Annotated in this window: 17 protein-coding genes; 2 read left to right on the top strand and 15 right to left on the bottom strand. The window is 32.0% G+C overall.

The annotated features are described in order from the left end of the window. Nucleotides 1–6 precede the first annotated feature (6 nt). Nucleotides 7–1491 carry a S10 family peptidase gene (locus BST83_RS08630; RefSeq protein WP_104809440.1) on the bottom strand — a complete coding sequence of 495 codons (1485 nt, stop codon included), beginning with the start codon at nt 1489–1491 and terminating at the stop codon, nt 7–9. Between the two features lie 333 nt (nt 1492–1824). Here BST83_RS08630 and BST83_RS08625 point away from each other — a divergent pair, with 333 nt between their 5' ends. Beyond that, nucleotides 1825–3096: an NAD(P)/FAD-dependent oxidoreductase gene (locus tag BST83_RS08625; protein WP_104809439.1), complete on the top strand. Its 1272-nt coding sequence runs from the start codon at nt 1825–1827 to the stop codon at nt 3094–3096. A gap of 203 nt (nt 3097–3299) precedes the next feature. On the opposite strand, the gene BST83_RS08620 is transcribed toward BST83_RS08625, so the two are convergent. The 3 genes from BST83_RS08620 to BST83_RS08610 form a co-directional block, all read right to left on the bottom strand. Then, nucleotides 3300–4064 (bottom strand): TIGR02757 family protein, encoded by a 765-nt coding sequence (locus BST83_RS08620; protein ID WP_104809438.1) that lies wholly within the window; start codon nt 4062–4064, stop codon nt 3300–3302. Between the two features lie 6 nt (nt 4065–4070). Further along, nucleotides 4071–4730 carry an ABC transporter ATP-binding protein gene (locus tag BST83_RS08615; RefSeq protein ID WP_104809437.1) on the bottom strand — a complete coding sequence of 220 codons (660 nt, stop codon included), beginning with the start codon at nt 4728–4730 and terminating at the stop codon, nt 4071–4073. Nucleotides 4731–4796: 66 nt separating this feature from the next. Further along, nucleotides 4797–7235: a DUF5916 domain-containing protein gene (locus BST83_RS08610; protein ID WP_104809436.1), complete on the bottom strand. Its 2439-nt coding sequence runs from the start codon at nt 7233–7235 to the stop codon at nt 4797–4799. 288 nt (nt 7236–7523) lie between these two features. On the opposite strand from BST83_RS08610, the gene sucC reads away from it, so the two are divergent. After that, nucleotides 7524–8723, top strand: coding sequence for an ADP-forming succinate--CoA ligase subunit beta (gene sucC, locus BST83_RS08605; protein ID WP_104809435.1), 1200 nt, complete (start codon nt 7524–7526; stop codon nt 8721–8723). A gap of 353 nt (nt 8724–9076) precedes the next feature. On the opposite strand, the gene BST83_RS19610 is transcribed toward sucC, so the two are convergent. From BST83_RS19610 to BST83_RS08550, 11 genes are all read right to left on the bottom strand, one after another. Then, nucleotides 9077–9268, bottom strand: a complete 192-nt coding sequence (locus tag BST83_RS19610) for a hypothetical protein (protein WP_146092135.1) — start codon at nt 9266–9268, stop codon at nt 9077–9079. Nucleotides 9269–9922: 654 nt separating this feature from the next. Next, nucleotides 9923–11221, bottom strand: a complete 1299-nt coding sequence (gene nhaD, locus BST83_RS08595; RefSeq protein WP_104809433.1) for a sodium:proton antiporter NhaD — start codon at nt 11219–11221, stop codon at nt 9923–9925. 706 nt (nt 11222–11927) lie between these two features. Beyond that, nucleotides 11928–12386, bottom strand: a complete 459-nt coding sequence (locus BST83_RS08590) for a GNAT family N-acetyltransferase (RefSeq protein WP_104809432.1) — start codon at nt 12384–12386, stop codon at nt 11928–11930. Nucleotides 12387–12649: 263 nt separating this feature from the next. After that, the gene (locus tag BST83_RS08585) at nt 12650–13849 is read right to left on the bottom strand and encodes a glutamate-5-semialdehyde dehydrogenase (protein ID WP_104809431.1); all 1200 of its coding nucleotides are present in this window, start codon (nt 13847–13849) and stop codon (nt 12650–12652) included. Between the two features lie 10 nt (nt 13850–13859). Continuing rightward, complete coding sequence (proB, locus tag BST83_RS08580; protein WP_104809430.1) at nt 13860–14630, bottom strand: glutamate 5-kinase; 771 nt, start codon at nt 14628–14630, stop codon at nt 13860–13862. A gap of 1 nt (nt 14631) precedes the next feature. Further along, entirely contained in the window at nt 14632–15438 is an 807-nt protein-coding gene (gene proC, locus BST83_RS08575; protein ID WP_104809429.1) for a pyrroline-5-carboxylate reductase, read from the bottom strand. A gap of 29 nt (nt 15439–15467) precedes the next feature. Then, on the bottom strand, nt 15468–15911 hold the full coding sequence (locus BST83_RS08570) for a GNAT family N-acetyltransferase (RefSeq protein ID WP_104809428.1): 444 nt from the start codon (nt 15909–15911) through the stop codon (nt 15468–15470). A 500-nt stretch (nt 15912–16411) separates the two neighbouring features. Continuing rightward, a complete protein-coding gene (uvrB, locus tag BST83_RS08565) occupies nt 16412–18400 on the bottom strand; it encodes an excinuclease ABC subunit UvrB (protein WP_104809427.1) in 1989 nt (662 codons plus the stop codon). 54 nt (nt 18401–18454) lie between these two features. Then, on the bottom strand, nt 18455–18676 hold the full coding sequence (locus BST83_RS21455) for a T9SS type B sorting domain-containing protein (RefSeq protein ID WP_104810828.1): 222 nt from the start codon (nt 18674–18676) through the stop codon (nt 18455–18457). Nucleotides 18677–18839: 163 nt separating this feature from the next. Beyond that, on the bottom strand, nt 18840–19685 hold the full coding sequence (locus BST83_RS08555; RefSeq protein ID WP_104809426.1) for an ABC transporter permease: 846 nt from the start codon (nt 19683–19685) through the stop codon (nt 18840–18842). Nucleotides 19686–19705: 20 nt separating this feature from the next. Continuing rightward, nucleotides 19706–20605 (bottom strand): ABC transporter ATP-binding protein, encoded by a 900-nt coding sequence (locus BST83_RS08550; RefSeq protein WP_104809425.1) that lies wholly within the window; start codon nt 20603–20605, stop codon nt 19706–19708. Nucleotides 20606–20747: the final 142 nt, after the last annotated feature.

The raw sequence follows: 20747 nt of genomic DNA, 5'->3' as shown, positions 1-20747 counted from the left end.
ATAAAATTAGTATTTAGCAGGTCCAATATTTTCTGAACTTTTTTTGATAAAAACACGTAAATCTTCGTTCGATTTTTCTAAATCTTCTTTACGTAAATACATCATATGTCCGCTTCTATATCCTTTAAAAGTCATTCTATTTCTCATTTTTCCACTAGGATCAATTTTTCCCATAGTGTATTTTGCAACAGAATATGTTGTCGCTCCATCATAATATCCAGACTGCACCAAGACTTGTAAATACGGATTTTGCGCCATTGCTTGTCGAAGATTTTCGCGAGCATCTTCGTTTTCGAAATCCCAATTACCAACAGGGCCAAACATATTGTATTTTACATCCGTTTTAAAATTTAAAATATTTTGAGTATAATAATTCACCGCTGGTGTAAAAGAATGCAACCAAGAGGTTAATTCTGGGCTATAATCCGGACTTGTTCCTATTTCTTCTCTATCAATTCCTAGATATCTGCTATCTAAGCGGCCAATGGTTTTTCCGCTTGTATCACGTAAAAGTTCTTTCCAGAAAAAACTTGGCTTCATTTCTAAATTTTGCTGCAATAAAACGCTTCTTTTGATTCCCGTAAAACGCGCCATTTTATCAGCAACACGATTTCGTTCTTCCGAAGTGATATTTCCTCCTTTTGAGATGGCAGGAAGTAATTCATTATAAGAAAATAGCTCTGCTTCTGGTAAAATTTCTTCTAAATCTTTTTGTTGTAAATCCGCTGGCAACATTTTATGATACCACGCAGTAGCAGTAAAATAAGGTAAATTCATTGCCAAATCTTCCGAAGCACCAGATCTTATAATTTTATAATCTGCAGGCGAAACCATTATTACGCCGTTTAAATACATCCATTGTCTGCTTTGCAATTCGTTTGCTAATTGCATTACACGGGTTCCGCCATAACTTTCACCAATAATATATTTTGGAGATAACCAACGATTATTTCGAGTCATAAAGGTTGTTAACCAATCTGCTAAGTATTTTGCATCCGCATTAACACCAAAGAAATATTTTTCATCTACTTTTTCGCCTTTTTCTACAACAGGACGCGAATACCCTGTATTTACAGGATTTATAAAAACAATATCCGAGACATCTAACACAGAGTATGGATTGTCTTGTATTCCATAAGGCTGGATAGGGTTTCCTTCATCATCAATTTTTAAAATCTTTGGACCAGTATAGGCAATGTGCATCCAAACCGATGCAGAACCAGGACCTCCATTAAAAGACATGATTAACGGTCTTTTGGAGGTGTCTTTAACGTCAGTTCTTTTATAATAGGTATAGTATAAAGAGGCAACAATTTTACCATTGGTGTTCCAAACTGGTTGCATTCCCGTTGTGGCTTTATAAGGAATCGTTTTACCTTTAATTACAACCGAGTTTAAAGTAACAATAGTGGTGTCTATTGGAATTCTGTTGTCTTGCGCAATTGCAGAAAAGCCAAGTAAAACAATACTAAAAATCAGATATTTTTTCATTTTGAAATAATTTTTAAAGGAGCAATTTATTACAATTAAAGCAATATATAAACAGTTGTTAACTTCTAATTAAAACTTTTCAAAAACAATCAAACCAAAAAGTATAAAAATGTTTTTAATATTGGTTTATATGCGGTTAATTACATTTTATATAATTAATACCTTTTAAAAATTCACATAAGATTCTTGAAACTCTGATGCTCATAAATGCTATAAAATTCCCAAAATATTGTTCTGTGTTTGTTTTATTCACTAATTTTGATAATAACAATCAATGTAGTCAAATCGATACCGTATCTTTAGGCTATATTGGGAAAACTATCTTTTAATAATATGGAGTTTCATAAAAAAATTATTGTTGTCGGCGGAGGATTTGCTGGATTAGAACTTATAAAACGTTTAGGTAATTCAAAAAAATACGATATCATTTTAGTTGACAGCAACAACTATAATTTTTTTGCACCATTAATATATCAAGTTTCTAGTGGTTTCATGGAGCCGTCAGCAATTAGCTATCCTTTTCGTAAAATTCTTCGCAATTTTAAAAACGTGCGCTTTAGACTCGGTTCTCTTGAAAAAGTAGTGCCCGATGAGAACAAAATAATTTTAAACAATGGAGAGTTGGCATATGATCTTCTAATCATGGCAACAGGTACAGAAACAAATTATTTTGGTAATAAAAATATCGAGGAAAAATGTTTACCCATGAAAACAATAAGTGACGCCTTGTCACTGCGAAATACCATTTTAACACGTTTAGATTTAGCAACAAGAATTGAGAATGTAGCTGAAAGAAAAAAATATTTAACTTTTGTAATTGCAGGCGCAGGGCCTACAGGTGTAGAACTTTCTGGAATTATAGCAGAGTTGAGTGGTTCGGTTATTATGAAAGATTATCCAGAATTAAAAGAAGAAGAACTTGGAGAAATTTATTTAGTCGACGGTCAAAAAGCGGTGTTGTCATCCATGTCATTGCATGCTCAGAAATATGCTGCTAAAAAGTTGACCAATTATGGTGTGCATCTTTTAATGGATACTTTTGTTGAAGATTTTGATGGTGAAAGTGTAAAGTTATCTAATGGAAAGAACATTGATACTAAAAATTTAATTTGGGCTGCAGGAGTGCAAGCCAAAGTATTTGAAGGTTTTCATCCAGATAGTTTTGGACAGGGTAAAAGATTAAAAACAAATCAAGTTAATAGGGTTTATTTATCTGAAAATATTTATGCTTTAGGAGATTGTGCTTTAATAGATGGGGATAAAAATTATCCTAACGGGCATCCGCAGATGGCGCAACCTGCAATACAACAGGCAAAAAACCTGGCATACAATTTATTGAAAAATCAAGGAGTATGGAAAAATTTTTACTACAAAGACAAAGGTTCATTAGCTATTATTGGAAGAAACAAAGCCGTATTAGATTTTCCAAACCAAAAATATGCTATGAGTGGCTTTTTATCTTGGCTAATTTGGATTTTCGTTCATATTATGGGACTTGTCAATTTCAAGAATAAATTAAGAGCTCTATATAACTGGTTGGGTTATTATATCTATAAAGACCAGTCTTTTAGAATGATTATAAAACCGAATAGCGAAATAAAATAAGAAAAATAAAATATAAAATTAATTTAGATGGCAGCATTTCTTATACTAATTATTGGTAGAGTCAAGGTTGCCATTTTTTTATTTTGCTACTTTTCATGTAAGTTATCAGTGGCGATAATTTAAATAAAAAATTTCAAAGGGTTTTTACTAAACTGTCTGTCTGAAGTCTTAATGGTTCAGCAGACACAGAGGTTCTTGATTGTTTAAAACTTTTCGAAAACTCCGAGTCCAAATAAAGCAAAATCGTATTTTACTGGATCTTTTTCGTCTAATTTTCGTAAGTTTTTGTCTAATTCAGAAAGTGCTTTCCAGTCATTCTGTGTTCTTAAAAGCAGTTTTAATCTTCTTGCAACATTGCCAGAATGAACATCCAAAGGGCAAGACAAGTTTGCAGGATTGTGTGTTTTCCAGATGCCAAAATCAACGCCGGCATTATCGTTTCTAACCATCCATCTTAGAAACATGTTTATGCGCTTCGCCGCCGAATTTTTTAACGGATCAGAAATATGTTTTTGAGTTCTTTGTTGATGTTCCACCTCAAAAAAGATGGTTTTAAATTGATGGATTGCTGTTTGATAAGTTGTTGTTTTGTCCTTAATAGCAAGTACATTCTCCAAGCCATCATGGTTTTGGTAAATATGTTGCAGCGATTTAATAAACTGTTTAAAATCGATATAATTAAAGGTTCTATGTACAAAGTTTTGGAATGTTTCTAAATCCTTTTGCTTATGATTTATGATAAAATCATAGGGGGAATTGTCTAGCAATTCCATCATTTTATAAGAATTTTTAATAATCATCGTTCTATTTCCCCAAGAAATAGTGGCAGTTAAAAAAGCAGCAATTTCAATATCCTCTTTTTTAGAGAATTGATGCGGAATTTGTATAGGATCAGACTCAATAAATTTAGGATTGTTGTATAGAATTACTTTTTCGTCTAAAAATTCTTTGAGCGCTGCTTGTTTCATCAAAAGTTAAATAATTTTGCCGTCAATCATAGTTAATTTTCTATCTGTCATTTCTGCAAGTTCTTCGTTGTGCGTTACCAACACAAATGTTTGACCGAATTCATCCCGAAGTTTAAAAAATAATTCATGTAAGTTTTTAGCAGATTCACTGTCAAGATTCCCGCTAGGTTCATCCGCTAAAATAACCGATGGATTATTTATCAATGCTCTTGCAACAGCAACTCTTTGCTGTTCTCCACCAGAAAGTTCATTGGGTTTGTGATGAATTCTGTGCGATAATCCTAAAAAGTCTAAAAGTTTTTTTGCTCTCGTTTCCGTTTCTTTCTTAGATTTCTTTCCGATAAACGCAGGAATACAAACGTTTTCTAAGGCAGAAAATTCAGGCAAAAGTTGGTGAAATTGAAAGATAAAACCAATATGTTTGTTTCTAAAGTTAGATAATTCTTTATCAGAAAGATTTTTAAGAGAGATATTATTTATTGATAACTCAAAATTTTGCTCTTTTAAAGGCTTGTCTAAAGTACCTAATATTTGGAGCAGTGTTGTCTTTCCTGCTCCAGATGGACCAACAATAGCAACGATTTCACCTTTTTTGATATGTAAATCAAGGCCTTTTAAAACTTGAACATCCCCATAATATTTATGGATATTTTTTGTTGTAATCATATAAAGTTTATCTAAGCACGAAAGTATAAAAAAACGGATATACTTTGTGAAGTATATCGGTTTATATTACAATTGGTGAGTTTTAAAATATTTTTTTATGTTATTATAATCAATAAAATAAACAAACCTTACAGAAAAAGTATGACTTTGAGATTGATCAAATAAATTGTTTAAGTTGTCATAGAAATTCAAGTTAGAATTTCTATCAGAATTAAAAATTGAGTTTCTATAAAATGCAATTAACTGACTTCCAGGTGCAAATTGCCAAATATAGTTTAAGTCTAAATTCCAGCTATTAAAGTTAACGTTATTTCCCGTGTACGTATTATTTAGATCTAAACCACCGTTATTATTTAGGTTGAAATAATCGTTATATTTTACAGAACTCCAATAATGTCTAAAACTTAACGATAATGAGGAGTTTGTGCTAAAACTATAGCTTCCAGAAATGGTATTCGTGTAGTCTTTTCGATCTCTCATGCCAAAAATAATGTTTGTATCATTCTGATTTACAAATCCTTGATCGTTATTTGTTTTGTTGAAGTTTAAATTATATCTTAAAGAAAGCTGATTTGTAAATCGATATCTAGGAGCAAAACTAAATCCATAACCTAATTTAGGATTATTGTTATAGTTTGTGAAGTGCCCGTTTACATTCAGCTCAAATTTATTTTGAGAGTTTGTAGAAATATAAAAATTCACATTTTTATTTTCTGGTTGTAAAAAATAAACTCCGCTTGTAGAACCTTGTCTTGGCTCAAAAAAATCTTTTTCTTGTGTTCCGTAGTTTAAATTAGCTCCATAAGAAAATCTACTTTTTGTTTGTGCGTTGTAATTGAAACCAGCATTATAACCTGTGTAAACGCCAGAGTAATGCTGATAATTAAATTGTTGATAAAAATTAAAGTTAGAATAGTTTAATGTTTTTGTAGGTTGTAAAGTTCTCCAACCAATACTGCTATAGATAGTTTGTTGATTGTTGCTAAAAAGGATGCCAAAATCATTAGGATTAAAATCTTTATTTTCAAAATTATAGCCAATTTCCCAACTTAAGCGACCAGAATTATAGCCAAGACTATTATCAAAAGTATAACCCGTATTTGGGTTGTTTAGATCATCAGAAATATTGCTCATTCTTACAGAACCATCTGCATTGTATTTACTGTCTTTTGTTTCTAAATGCCAATCTAAAGCAGTTACATTAGCATCTCTAAACCTACCATCTCTAGTTACATTTGTGTTAATAAGAGATATTGTTGAGTTTTGATTAAATTGTTGGTCTAAAACCAGAATATTATAATTTGTAAAAGGATTAATCACTTCTTCTCTAGTTTCGCCGGTAGTATTGTTTTTGATGGTTGCATTTGTTTTTTCTGTAATTGCATTAAAAAAGCCAATTCCTAATCCGCCCTTTGTTCTACCAGAAATTTTAACAGCATTCAACATGGTTACTCTATTTGGGTAATCTGTAATTTCTTCATCTGAAGTTAAAGAGTCATAAACGTTAAATTGATCTATTGGAGCGCTACCAATTCTTCTAGAATAAAAAAGATTTCCTATAGTAAAAAGTTCTGTTCCTTCTGTAAAAAATTGTCTTTGTTCTGTAAATTGTTGTTCAAACGGACCTAAATTTAGTTCAATATCATCAAAACCAACTTGACTAAAATCAGGAATTAAAGTCGCATCTAGCGTAAAATTATCTGTTAAACCATATTTTATATCCATACCAACACTCCAATTAGAATCTGTTTTACCTTCAAAAGAAGTTGTAGTAGCAGATGCATATGGATAAAAATTTAATCTTGTTGGTGGTTCAATATCTTTAAACCCTTCGATTAAACCATCATATTGCGTCCATCTCCCAATAGAATTATCAATATGCGTCCAAGTATGTTGTGCGTTTAATTTTTCTAATCTTCGGTGAAAATTAAATCCCCAAGATTGAATTGGTCTATTTGCAAAACGCAAAGCACCATAAGGAATTTTCATTTCAACATTCCAACCCTTATCATCCGTAGAAACAGCACTTTCCCAAACAGCACTCCAATTAAAATCTTCATTTCCGTTAGAAACTTTTGCATCTGCTTGATTTCCGGTAACTTGAACTAAAAATTCAAAAGGGTTTTGACCATCGTCATTAGGGTTTATGGTTACTAATAAGAAATCTGCAATGCTAAAATTATCCCTTACCGCAAATTCTTTTGGAATTCCTTCAGGATCAGGATCATTCATCTGACCAGAAATATAAATTGCATCATCATTATAAATAACTTTTACGACTGTTTGATATTCAGCAGAAACTAGTTTACCATTATCTGGTCTTAAAACCACAAAATCAGTCATTATTTCAGCATTTTTCCAAGCATCATCTTCTAAAATTCCATCTATTTTAGGAGCTTTACGAGCTCTTGTAGCTTTAGTTTTTTTCCTAATTTGATTGTTCTGTGCTGATATTTTAGTTGAAAATACGGCAACAAAGATTAGTAATACTAGCTTTTTAATCATCTTTTTTTTGGTTGATTGTTATCATACATACAATTTCAAACTTTTATAATTTAGAGCGATAAATTAAAATTACATATCTACATTACTAAAGACATCTCAAAATTTAAAGTGTTACAGATTGAGAGTGTTAATTATTTCTTAACAATGTTTTTATAAAACTGATTTGTCATTTATCCAAAGAAATAAGAGAAATGATTCGCTATTTTAAAGATGAAATTATTTTATTAAATAATGTGTAAACTTTTGCCTTTGAATTTGTATTTTTGAACGTTTTTAAAAGAGATACTGATGAATTTACACGAATATCAAGGAAAAGAAATTTTAAACAGTTTTGGAGTTAGAATTCAAAGAGGAATTGTAGCAAGTAGCCACAAAGAAGCTGTAGATGCTGCAAAACAGTTAACGGCAGAAACTGGTACAAGTTGGTACGTAGTTAAAGCCCAAGTTCACGCAGGTGGTCGTGGAAAAGGAGGTGGAGTTAAGTTGGCAAAAAACTTAGCAGAAGTAGAAAGAATCTCTAACGAGATTATTGGTATGATGTTAATTACGCCTCAAACTTCTGCAGAAGGTAAAAAAGTAAATCAGGTTTTAATTTGTGAGGATGTTTATTATCCTGGAGCTTCTGAACCAGAAGAATATTATATGTCTGTGCTATTAAATAGAGCTACAGGTAAAAATATGATTATGTATTCTACAGAAGGTGGAATGGATATCGAAACGGTGGCAGAACAAACTCCGCATTTAATTTTTACAGAAGAAATTGATCCTTTATTAGGAATTATGCCTTTTCAAGCTCGTAAAATAGCTTTTAATTTAGGCCTATCAGGAATGGCTTTTAAAGAAATGACAAAGTTTGTTATAAATTTATACAAAGCATACATTGGTTCAGATTCTTCAATGTTTGAGATTAACCCTGTGTTAAAAACTTCGGATGATAAAATTATGGCAGTTGACGCTAAAGTTTCTTTGGATGAAAATGCATTATTCAGACATAGAGATTATGCAGCAATGCGTGATTTACGTGAAGAAAACCCAATTGAAGTTGAAGCGAAAGCGGCTGGTTTAAACTATGTAGATTTAGACGGAAATGTTGGTTGTATGGTTAACGGTGCTGGTTTAGCAATGGGAACGATGGATTTAATTAAAGAATCTGGAGGAGAACCTGCTAACTTTTTAGACGTTGGTGGTACTGCGGATGCACAAAGAGTTGAAACTGCTTTTGGAATTATTTTAAAAGACCCGAATGTAAAAGCAATTTTAGTTAATATTTTTGGAGGTATTGTGCGTTGTGACAGAGTTGCACAAGGTGTTGTAGATGCTTATAGAAGTATGGGAGACAGAATTAATGTGCCAATCATTTGCAGATTGCAAGGTACGAATGCAAAAGAAGCAAAAGAGTTAATTGATAATTCTGGAATGAAAATTATTTCAGCAACAGAGTTTCAAGAAGCTGCGGATAAAGTACAAGAAGTTTTAGAAGCGTCTTAGTTTTTAGTTTATTTATATATTTAAAGAACGTCTTACTTTTGAAAGACGTTTTTTAATAAGGTAGTTTTTCGTCTTCCGTGAGTAGCAACCTTGCGATGAAGTTATTCTGATACTTAAGAATGATAAAAAACTATTTTACTTATAGAAATTTTATATAATGAATAAGATAAACGATCACAACACTTATAGCAAAACCAAAGGATACAGGATACTTTACTCAAGTCTTTAAAAATTAGTTTGGAAGAGTTTTTAACATTTTTCTTATTCAGAAGATCGTTGATTGCCATTTCGCGACCTGCTAAAACGCCAATAAACGTCCAAGTTGTGCTCATTGGTATCGAGTTGTAATTCCCTTAAATGAAAAGAATAATACCGTAACACAAATCAATTAAAGTTGCCGAACGGATGTTACCAGCATTCACCTTTTTGTTTACAATTTCCTGAATTTTACCACCTTTGCTTTTGAATATATATGCCATCATAGACAGGATTAAAGCAAGCGCCAATAACAACTCAGTTAGAGATAATTTTCTTGGTAAGAACACAAAGATATTTGCAAAATATTGAATTAGCCATTGAGACCGTAAGAAAGCAGTATAAACCCATTGCGCAACAACCCAAAACTTTATGTTTTTACCTGCCTCTAGATTGGCTATCGATTTTTTAGATTTAAAACTCTTTGCGATGATTAAGTTTATAAGAAATGCACAAATAACAGCGATTCCTTAGCCATAAACAGACTTGATAATCATCTTTTCAATGATCTGTTGGCTAGAAAAAATGCTAAGGATCATGAAAGTAGTACTTACAGGTATTCCGAAATGCGTTATTATCAGCAAATTAAGCGGCGCAATTAAATGCCACCACATTATTTTTTCAGGCAAAGGAATGTTTCATAATCTTTGGTAAGAAACATCACCATTGTGAAAATACCATCCATAAATTAGCGTAGCCGATAATATAACAGACCCAAATGTCCATAAAATAGCCCAATGTGTTTTTTTATTTGAGGTTAGGAATGTTCCGATCGTTTGAATCACATCATTCCCGATAACAGAGTAGACTGCGAATAAAAATCCAACATACATTATTAATACTTCCATACGGGTAATCGAATAATTTTTGGGATTAAAAGTAACTACTTTTTAATACACTCAATATTATATAATTGTCATTATTTATGCGTGTAAATTTTCGTTTTAATGATTTAAAAAGTAGTACACTGCAAAGCCTGCTAAATATCCTACGATCGCCAACCAGGAAATCCTTTTTAAATACCAAACAAAATTAATCTTTAGAATCCCCATAATAGCAACACCGGCAGCCGAGCCAATAATTAAGGCACTTCCTCCTGTACCTGCACAATAGGCAAGCATTTCCCAGAAAACATAATCTGGGGGGTATATATCCAACGAATACATACCCATAGCGCCCGCTACTAAAGGAACATTGTCTACTATTGAGGACAAGAGGCCTATGAAAATATTTGTCATGTAGATATTTTGAAAAGTTTCATTTAAAGTAACCGCTAATTGCTCTAAATGACCTGCCGTTTGCAGACTTGCCACAGCCAATAATATCCCTAGAAAGAATAATACACTGGGTGTATCTACTTTGCGTATAATGGTAGAAACGGAAAGTTTGTTTTTGTGTACTTCCGATTTTTTTCTGTGTAAAATTTCTGTAAGTACCCAAAGAACACCCAAACTAAATAGCATTCCCATAAAAGGAGGTAAGTGCGTAATGCTTTTAAAAACAGGAACAAATAATAAGCCTAATACACCAGCAGCTAAAACTAAATTACTTTCTTTTGACGAAATTGTATGAGAATCATCCGTAGCACTTTCAATGATTGCTGGTCTGTTTATACTCTTTTTACCCATAAAAGAAGCGATGACTAGCGGAACTAAAAGACAGACTAAACTTGGTAAGAAAACTTTAGATATAATATTAACAGCGGTTATTTGACCACCAATCCACAACATTATTGTGGTAACATCGCCTATTGGAGACCAAGCACCACCAGCATTGGCTGCAATAACGACCATCCCCGCAAAAAACCATAAATCTTCTTTGTCACTAATTATTTTTCTTAGCAAAGTAGCCATTACGATCGCAGTAGTTAAATTGTCTAATACAGATGAAAAAAAGAACGTGGTGATACAGATGATCCATAAGAGTTTAACCCGGTTTATCGTTTTTATCTTAGAAGTTATAATATCAAAACCATTGTGTGCATCAATGAGCTCGACGATTGTCATGGCTCCTAAAAGGAAGAATAGAATCTCAGCAATTTCGCCAATGTGATGTAGAATTTCTGTATTAATTGAATTCATATCTACATCGGCAGGGAAAAGAACATCTTTACCAAATATGACTAAAACCCAACAGATTACACCTGTTAGAATGGCTGTTGCGGCTTTATCTATTTTTATAGTATGCTCTAATGCTATAAAAAGATAGCCAACAACGAACGTAAGCGCAATTAATATGTACATTTCTATATTTTGTTTTAAATCTTATATAAAGATATTATAAAAATGGTTTACTAAACTATTTTTTATTAGTGCTGGACAAAAATAAAATACATGTACTTTTTCTTTCTAAATAGCAGGTTCTGCTGACGTTTAGATTTTGGTTACTAATGATAAAGAAGTGTTTGGATAGCATGCAATACTGCTAGTTTTAGTTATGGATTCCTTTTTTTTATGAAAATGACGACCTTATTATTGCAATTTATTTTTTGATGTTTTCTAGAATGAGTTTTTCTATATCCTTTAGTATATCCAAAGGGATATTACTTGTAATTTTTGATCACCTTACTTCTATGTTGGCGGTTCTATAGTGTTTAATAGATGATTTTCATCCACAGAAAGGTTGTTGTTTGGATGTTATTCACAAACTAATTTGATTGTATCGTTAGTATCACATCCGAAGTTATTTTAATTAGGTATAGACAAATTTCCGTCTAAACTAAAATAGATGATGTCTACGTTCTTTTGAAGAAAATAAACATCCCCTACTACTTTGGTGCTTAAAAACCAACCCTTTTACAGGGGTTTCTATTTGTTTTTAAAAATTAGGTTCACACAAAACCATTGCAATAACTATTCTACTTATTGGTTGCTATTTTTTTTAATATTAAAGTAGCTCGATGGTGTAATTAGTCTTTACTAATGGCTAACGTCCTACTGTTAGCTATCTTTAAACTTTGATATCAGTAACTTTGTTTAGTTTCATGATATTTCTTGGAGAATTATCACCATAATAATTTTCCTTTTTTGCTGATATATTAAAACCTAACTTTTTATAGATATGAATTGCTCCAAAATTATCTGGATGAACCGTTAAAAGAACACAATCTACACGGAATTTATTTAGTAACGCTTCGCATAACTGTGTACCTATACCGTGTCCTCGATAGGCTATTTTTGTAGCCACCGAAAGAACCCAGCCTTCGTTATTATCTGTGTTGATACCTCCAATTATGTAGCCTAAAATATCCTTGGTTTCATTTTCAGCGATAAGAAATAAATCAGAAAATAAATCATAATATTGTTTCAGCACAAACAGTGGATAATTCATTGGTTCGAATTCTTTTTTATCTATTTCAAAGATTTCTTGAATTTCGGTGATTTCTACTTTTCTAATTTTCACTTTCATTGCATTCAGATTGATGTTTTACGATTTAAAATTATGATTATACTACTTATGTAGCCCGTTTTTTCACAGTATCTCTAAGAAATTAGATCGGTTGCGTTTTAATTTTTTGCAATCAAAGTAATTCATTTCGTAGAAAATAAATTTGTAGAAAAACCAAATTAGGTGATGCATATATCCTTTTTTTTAAGAAAATAGGCATCACCTAGTATTTTGGTGCCAATAAAACCGACCTTTTTACGGTGGTTTCTATTTGTTTTTAAGAATTAAGCACGCACTGTGCCATCACCATAAATATAATATTTATTGGTAACCAATTTTTTTAATCCTAAAGGACCTCTATGGTGCAATTTGTCTGTACTAATTGCCAATTCAGCGCCAACGCCCAGTTGACCGCCATCTGTAAACCTTGTGGATGCGTTTTTATAAACCGCCGCACAATCTACTTGTTGCATAAAGTTGTTGGCATTGTCATCGTTTTTTGTCATAATCACTGCGGAGTGCCCGCCAGAGTGTTCATTAATTATTTCGATTACTTCGTTTAGATTATTTACAGCACCAATACAACATTTTAAAGCTAAAAATTCCTCTTTCCAAACATTAGCTTCCGGAATTAATGCTTCGTCTGTTAATATTTTTTTCACATCCTCATCCACCAAAATAGTTACGTTTCGTTCTTTTAGAACCGTTTGTAGCTGTACCAATTTGGTGTCATAATTAGCAATGTTTTTACTGATCAAAATTTTATCCAGTGCATTACACGCAGAAATCTTGTCCGTTTTACCATTTATAATTACAGACAAAGTTTTGTTCCAATCTGCGCTATCATCAATATATAAGAAGTTATTTCCTCTTCCGCTTATTAAAACCGCACATTTTGCATGCTCTTTTACAAAGTTGATTAAACGTTCGCCACCTCTTGGTACAATTAAATCTAATTGCTCGGTTGGGTTTTTTAAGAATGCTTGCGTTTCATCTCTGTTCATTTGCATTAGTTTGATATAATCTGTACTTAGGTTATTTTCGGTTAATGCTTTGTGCCACAGATCAACCAAAACTTTATTACTAAAGATGGCCTCTTTACCTCCTTTTAGCAAAATTCTATTATTGGCCTTAAAGGCTAAAACAGCTGCTTCAATGGTTACATCTGGTCTTGATTCATAAATAATCATGATGGTACCAAATGGCGCTGTTTTATTGGTTACTTGTAATCCGTTTTCTAAATTTTTATCACTAATAATTTGGTTTACGGGATCTTCTTGCGCTTTTACTTCGTTGATGGCTTTTATCATTCCATCAATTTTTTTATCTGTTAAAATTAAACGATCAAACATCGCTTGATCTTCTTTATGAAAAGCGTCTAAATCTTTTTTGTTTGCGGTTAATATGAGCTCTCGATTTTCATCAAGAATTTTAGTCATACTTTCTAGAACGTTATTTTTTATGTTTGTTTCTAATAATTTCATGGTGTAAATTTTAAAGTGCCACTTTTGTGCCAACGGACTTTCCGTCGATAATATCAATAATGGTGTTGTCTCTTTTACCGTTTGCAATATAGGTAGGAATGTTATTTGCAGCAGCTTCTTGCGCGTATTCTAATTTAGACCCCATTCCGCCACGACCTTCGCCAGGTTTTTTATTACTGTCTTTAATATAACGATCTAAATCTTCGGTAGGATTCACGTTCGTTATTAAAGCGCTATTTTCGGCTTCTGGATGTCCTGAATACAACCCGTCGATATCTGTTAAAATGATTAGTTTATCAGCATTCATTAATTGAGCAATTAAACTCGCCAACTCATCATTATCTGAAAACATAGACATGGTTACTGAAACGGCATCATCTTCGTTTGCAATAGGAATAACGCCTTCTGCCAATAAACCTTCACAACAATTAATCATGTTCTGTCTGTGAATACCGGGACTAAAATCTCTTTTTGTAGGCAACACCTGGGCACATTTCATTCCAAAATCATTAAAAATATTGTAATAATGACGCATCATTCTTGGTTGCCCAATAGCGGAGTATACCTGTCTTCTTTGCGTTTCATTTTGAATATTTGACTCGCCTAAAACTTCTTTACCAGCAATTACAGATCCAGAGGAAACTAAAATACAAATAATACCTCGTTCATAAAGTTCTGCAACTTGTTGCACTAAACGTCTTAAAACAGGTCTAACAATTCTGTTATCTCTGTTTGTCATTACATTTGTACCTACTTTAATTACTATTCTTTCTTTATACATTTTAATGTTCTTTACCTAATTCTACCGCTCTATTAAAAGCAGCAAAAGCAGCGTCTTTAATTAATTCGTTTACATTATTTTCTTTCATAGAATCTAGTGCTGCGCGGGTTGTACCTCCTTTAGATGCCACCTTTTCCATCCAAGAAGTTGGTGATAAGTTCGATTGATTAAAGAGCTCTACAGCCCCTATAAAAGTCTGACTTACTAAAACCGTAGAGTCATTTTTTGAAAAGCCCATTTTTAATGCAGCTTCCATCATACTTTGCATAAAGTAGAATACATACGCGGGTCCGCTTCCAGAAATACCTGTTGAAGCATCAATCAATTTTTCTGTGCTAACTTCCATCGATTTACCTGTAGTATCTAACAAGCTTTCAACGGTTAGTTTTTCTATTCTAGACACTTCTTCGGATGTAACATAAGAGGTTAAACCTTTACCAATTTTAGCTGGTAGATTAGGCATTGCTCTTACAATTTTTGATAAACCAGAGTATTTTTTGATGGTATCAATATTTACACCAGCCATAATAGATACAATTACCTGACCCGGTTTTGTAAAGGGTTTTAATGCTTTAAATAAATTTTCTGCGTGGTATGGTTTTACGGCAATAAATATGATGTCTGCTTTTGGTACACAGTCTTCTAATTCTTCAAAAGCATCAAAATGAGACATTTCATTGAGTTCTTCTAATTTTTCGGCTGATTTGTCTAAAACCATGATGTTTCTTTTCTTTAACAATTTTGATTTAGACATTCCTTGAGCATACGTTAGCCCCATGTTTCCTGCGCCAATTACTAAAATTTTCATTCTATTTTTATTAATTATTATTAATGTACTTATTTAATTTTATGTAAAGTCATTTGAATTTTGTTGGATGTAAATCCTTTTTTTTCAAATAAGTTAATTGCATTGTTTTCTTTATTAGTATTTAGTGTGATATTGCCATTGCAATATGGAATTGCCTTATCAATTAGTTGTGTTGCTACTCCTTTGTTTCTATGCTCTTTATGCACTGCTAAATAGGCTAGGAGATTTTCTGATTGATAGCCGCTCATTCCCGTTTTATTGATTACTATAGCACCAATAATGATATGCTTTTCTTCCATAATAAAAACATAATCGCCTAAACTTGGAATTTCTTTAGCTGCATATAACAGCGATTTTCGAACCGCACTTGCAGAGTCATCGGAATCTTCTAAATGTTGATGTAGAAATTTTGTAATTCTATTAATGTTTAAAAATGACATTCTTGTAAAGGCATCGAAAGTTTTAATAATCATTATTTTTATTAATTTTATTTATCTGAATTTGATAAAATGAATAGCCCAACAGCTTAAAATATCTTTGGATAAAAGATAAATTATTCAGTCAAAAAAAGAGTTAATACCTTTAGTAAGTAATTAAAGTAGTGGGTGAGGAGGTATGAATTTTTTAGATTGAATTCTAAAAACTAAAAAATTAAAGTTGAATATTCTAAAGTTACGCAGTTTATGTATGCTTACTTTCATACTGCAAATGTACGAAAATCGTTAGCCAATGGCAAGTTATAGAGCTGTTATCATTTATTATTATCATAATACTAGAGAGTAGCGTGTTTTTTTAGGGCACTGATAATTTTAGGCTATAATTAGTGTAGATTACAAAATTGAATACCTTTTTTTAAGTCGTTGACGCTCTTTATTAACGATTGAGGGTGAAAAACTTCAAAAATTTGAGGTATTCGATTAAATCCAGCATTTGCGATGTTATTTTTCAAAGTTTATAAACAACTAAAACTAATTTATAAACGCTCTCTCAATACCGCAATTTCATCACGTAGTTTTGCAGCCATAATAAAATCTAAACCTTTGGCAGCAGCTTCCATGTGTTTGCGTTTTTCACGGATGCGTTTTTCGATTTCTTCTTTTGGTAAATACTGTAAATCTTGCTCTGCAGCAACTTGTTTCGCATTGTCATAATGGTAACTAGAAACAGCGCTTCTAGATAAGGTATCATCAATTTTTTTATTGATTTGAGTAGGAGTGATGTTGTGTTCCGTATTATATGCAATCTGTTTTTCGCGTCTTCGATCTGTTTCATCAATGGTTTTTTGCATGCTATTGGTCATTTTATCAGCATATAAAATTGCCAAACCATTTACGTTTCTTGCCGCTCTACCAATTGTTTGGGTGATGGACCGATGACTTCTTAAAAAACCTTCTTTATCAGCATCTAAAATTGCCACTAAAGAAACTTCAGGTAAATCTAAACCTTCTCTTAAAAGATTCACTCCTATTAAAACATCAAATAAACCTTTACGCAAATCTTGCATAATTTCTACGCGCTCTAAAGTATCTACATCAGAATGAATGTATCGACAGCGAATATCAACACGGGTTAGATATTTTGTAAGTTCTTCTGCCATTCTCTTCGTAAGTGTAGTGACTAAAGTACGTTCGTTTTTTTCAACGCGAATCTGAATCTCTTCAATTAAATCATCAATCTGATTTAAACTTGGTCTAATTTCTATAATTGGATCTAATAATCCTGTGGGTCTAATTACTTGCTCTACAAAAACGCCTTCTGTTTTTTGCAATTCATAATCTGCCGGAGTTGCAGAAACAAAAATAGTTTGATTCTGAATTGCTTCAAACTCTTCAAACTTTAAAGGCCGATTGTCCATGGCGGCGGGCAAACGAAAACCATATTCTACCAAGTTTTCTTTTCGGCTTCTATCACCACCATACATGGCATGGGTTTGCGGAACGGTTACGTGGCTTTCGTCAATAATCGTTAAATAATCATCAGGAAAATAATCTAACAGACAGAAAGGTCTTGTGCCAGGTTCACGGCCGTCTAAATACCTAGAATAGTTTTCAATTCCGGAGCAATAACCTAATTCTCGAATCATTTCTAAATCGAATTCAGTTCTTTCTTTTAAACGTTTTGCTTCTAAATGTTTGCCAATTTCTTTAAAATAATCGACCTGTTTCATCATATCTTCTTGAATTTGATGAATAGCATTTTGTAATACATCTGGCGAAGTAACAAACAAATTTGCAGGATAAATAGTGAGGTCTTGAAAGCTTTCTATAACGGTGTTATTTTCTAAATCGAACGATTCTATCTCTTCAATTTCATCACCAAAAAAGTGAACGCGATATCCATGATCACCATAACTGGGATAAATAGTTACCACATCACCTTTTACTTTAAAGGTTCCGCTTTTAATTTCAACTTCGGTTCTAGAGTACAAACTTTGAACCAATTGATGTAAAAATTTTGTTCTGGAAATTTGTTGATTTACCTGGATAGGAATTATGTTTTTCTTGAATTCTACGGGGTTTCCAATTCCATATAAACAAGAAACAGAAGCTACAATTAAAACATCGCGTCTTCCAGAAAGTAGGGAAGAAGTTGCTCTAATTCGCAAGCGTTCAATATCATCATTGATGGATAAATCCTTTTCTATATAGGTTCCTGTAACCGGAATGTAGGCTTCTGGTTGATAATAATCGTAATATGAAACAAAATATTCTACGGCATTTTGAGGAAAAAATTGCTTAAATTCTGAGTATAATTGTGCCGCTAACGTTTTATTATGAGCTAAAACTAAGGTGGGTTTTTGAACTTCCTTTACAACATTCGCAACCGTAAATGTTTTTCCAGAGCCTGTTACACCTAATAGTGTTTGAAACTTTTCGCCCGATAAAATCCCTTCTGTAAGTTGTCTTATTGCCTCTGGCTGATCTCCTGTTGGAGAGAAATCTGATACTAACTTAAATTCCATTTTGCAAAAATACGGATACTAAAAGATTTTTAATTTTTTATCAAAGATTTATTATTACCTAACTAAAGAAAAATGTCCATTTTTCTTTAAGATATTGCCATTAACATCAATTAGAATTGCATTATACCAATAATCGTTTGAAGGAAGTCTTTTTCCATTAAAATTACCATCCCATCCATTATTTATTTTTTGATCAATGTTTTTAAGGATTTTACCATATTTATCAAAAATTTGAAGCCTAACTTCTTTGTAAAAACTATTATCTACGCTTAATATTTTCCAAAAAAGAAGAACATCCTTCTAAAGTGTTTAATTTACTTCCAAATGCAGAGATTGGTTTCTCTGTATTGAAATCTAATGCTGTATTTCGTCCAAAACACCAAAAGTTAGCTTTTTTTTGAGAAAGTACAGTTAATGTAAATATTAGTAGTAAAAAGTATTACAAATCTCTCCTTTTTAACAGTGCATAAGCCATGTAAATAAAGGCAAAAGTCCAGAAAGAAACAATTAAAATAGTTGTGAATTCAACAGCATAGCTTTTTGTGAAAGTTTCCCCCATTGTATTGGCAGCAGATCTTACAGCGCCTAATCTAGAAAAAGGTTCTTTTATTAAATTTGTCATAGATTCTAGCGGTAGAAATTGCATTACTGAGTCTACTTTGTCTCCTGTATTTTCAGCACTATTAAAATACCAATATAAATAACCCTTGAACATATTTTCTATAATCAACCATACAAACATAGCACCAACTGCAAATGCAGAGCGTTTTACAAGAATTCCTAAAAACAATCCAAAAGAGAAAAAGCCAACTAATTTTATAAAAAATGCGAATAAATAATCTAAATCAGAAAAAATAATTGCGACCTCATTATAATCAGAATACACCAATCCTAAAACTAAAGAAACAACAAAAACGAAAAGCGTAGAAACCAATGCAAAAGCAATGACAGTATAGAATTTTGACAAGATAAATTCCTTTTTGCTCAACCCATCAATTAAGTTTTGTTTTAAGGTTTTATAGCTGTATTCGTTGGACATCATTGAGACAATTACCAACAATAAAAAGAATTTTAAAATGGCTGCAACGTAAGTGTTAAAGTGCCATATATATGGGAAATTGAAAATTCCGGCATCTGCTAAATGCAATTTAAAATTACCGAATTGAAACTTTATGGCAGCGATTAATGCAATTGAAGTTAGTAAACCAAAGTAAATGATTGACAATATTTTACTAGCTTTATTGTATTTTAATTTATGAAATTCTATAGTTAGTAGTCTTAACATGACTTAATATTTTTAGTTGATTAATTGTTGTTGGTTAAATCTAAAAATTGTTGCTCTAAACTTGGTTTACGCTTTACCAAATGTGATAAAACAATTCCGTTTTTAAACAAATAAGTATTTATTTCTGCGGATGAGATAGAGCAATTTAAAGTAGCAATGAGTGTTTCATGATCTTTGGTAATTTTACCAATTGCTTCATGGTTTTCTAATAATTTAATTAATTCATCTTCTTTTTCATCAACTTTAAGTTCTAACAAACCGTTAGACGCAGTCATTTGATCAACGCGACCACTATATAATTTTATACCCTTTCTAATAACCACCACATGAGAACATACTTTTTCAACTTCATCTAACAGATGTGACGCTAATAAAATGGTAGTACCGTTTGCCGCAATGGTTTTTATAATTTGTCTAATTTCATGAATTCCTTGGGGATCTAAACCGTTTGTAGGTTCGTCTAAAATTAAAATTTCAGGATCATTTAACAACGCAGAAGCAATTGCTAAACGTTGTTTCATTCCTAAAGAAAACGTGCTAAATTTGCTGTGTCTTCTTTCAAAAAGATTTACAGTGGTTAATTTTTCGTCGATTTTTTCTGTGGATATTCCTTTTATTTTACAAATCAGCGCTAGATTCTGAGTTGCAGTCATATAAGGATAAAAATTTGGTCGCTCTATAATTGCACCAACTTTTTTTAAGGCTTCGTGAGTTGTTAATTTCCCATTAAACCAAGAAAACTCGCCAGAAGTTCTGTTTACAACATTTAAAATAATACCTAAAGTGGTAGATTTTCCGCTTCCGTTTGGACCTAAAATACCATATACATTTCCTTTTTGAATATCAAAAGAAAGGTTGTTTACAGCGTGAACGGCTCCGTATTTTTTATCGAGGTTTTTGAGAGATAAGATTGTTTCCAAAAAAATTGTTTTAGTCGGTTATAGCATTTAGACGACTAATTTACAATTTTGTTACTTAAAAAATGTTTAATTATTTTTTTGTAAAAAGCGTTTATTTGTTTAAAAGTGTAATGGTTTAATCGTGAAATAAAAATAAACGTTT

The organism is Polaribacter filamentus (assembly GCF_002943715.1).
GTDB classification, from domain to species: Bacteria; Bacteroidota; Bacteroidia; order Flavobacteriales; family Flavobacteriaceae; genus Polaribacter; species Polaribacter filamentus.
Note: the sequence above shows the minus strand (reverse complement) of the source record. Positions and strands in the feature narration are given on the sequence as shown.

Bases quoted from the DNA above. Each gene is read 5' to 3' on its own strand.
- BST83_RS08610 (WP_104809436.1), bottom strand. From the start codon at position 7,235: ATGATTAAAAAGCTAGTATTACTAATCTTTGTTGCCGTATTTTCAACT.
- nhaD (WP_104809433.1), bottom strand. From the start codon at position 11,221: ATGTACATATTAATTGCGCTTACGTTCGTTGTTGGCTATCTTTTTATA.
- BST83_RS08590 (WP_104809432.1), bottom strand. From the start codon at position 12,386: ATGAAAGTGAAAATTAGAAAAGTAGAAATCACCGAAATTCAAGAAATC.
- BST83_RS08630 (WP_104809440.1), bottom strand. From the start codon at position 1,491: ATGAAAAAATATCTGATTTTTAGTATTGTTTTACTTGGCTTTTCTGCA.
- uvrB (WP_104809427.1), bottom strand. From the start codon at position 18,400: ATGGAATTTAAGTTAGTATCAGATTTCTCTCCAACAGGAGATCAGCCA.
- proC (WP_104809429.1), bottom strand. From the start codon at position 15,438: ATGAAAATTTTAGTAATTGGCGCAGGAAACATGGGGCTAACGTATGCT.
- BST83_RS08570 (WP_104809428.1), bottom strand. From the start codon at position 15,911: ATGATTATTAAAACTTTCGATGCCTTTACAAGAATGTCATTTTTAAAC.
- sucC (WP_104809435.1), top strand. From the start codon at position 7,524: ATGAATTTACACGAATATCAAGGAAAAGAAATTTTAAACAGTTTTGGA.
- BST83_RS08585 (WP_104809431.1), bottom strand. From the start codon at position 13,849: ATGAAATTATTAGAAACAAACATAAAAAATAACGTTCTAGAAAGTATG.
- BST83_RS08620 (WP_104809438.1), bottom strand. From the start codon at position 4,064: ATGAAACAAGCAGCGCTCAAAGAATTTTTAGACGAAAAAGTAATTCTA.
- BST83_RS08615 (WP_104809437.1), bottom strand. From the start codon at position 4,730: ATGATTACAACAAAAAATATCCATAAATATTATGGGGATGTTCAAGTT.
- BST83_RS08555 (WP_104809426.1), bottom strand. From the start codon at position 19,685: ATGTTAAGACTACTAACTATAGAATTTCATAAATTAAAATACAATAAA.
- proB (WP_104809430.1), bottom strand. From the start codon at position 14,630: ATGTATAAAGAAAGAATAGTAATTAAAGTAGGTACAAATGTAATGACA.
- BST83_RS08625 (WP_104809439.1), top strand. From the start codon at position 1,825: ATGGAGTTTCATAAAAAAATTATTGTTGTCGGCGGAGGATTTGCTGGA.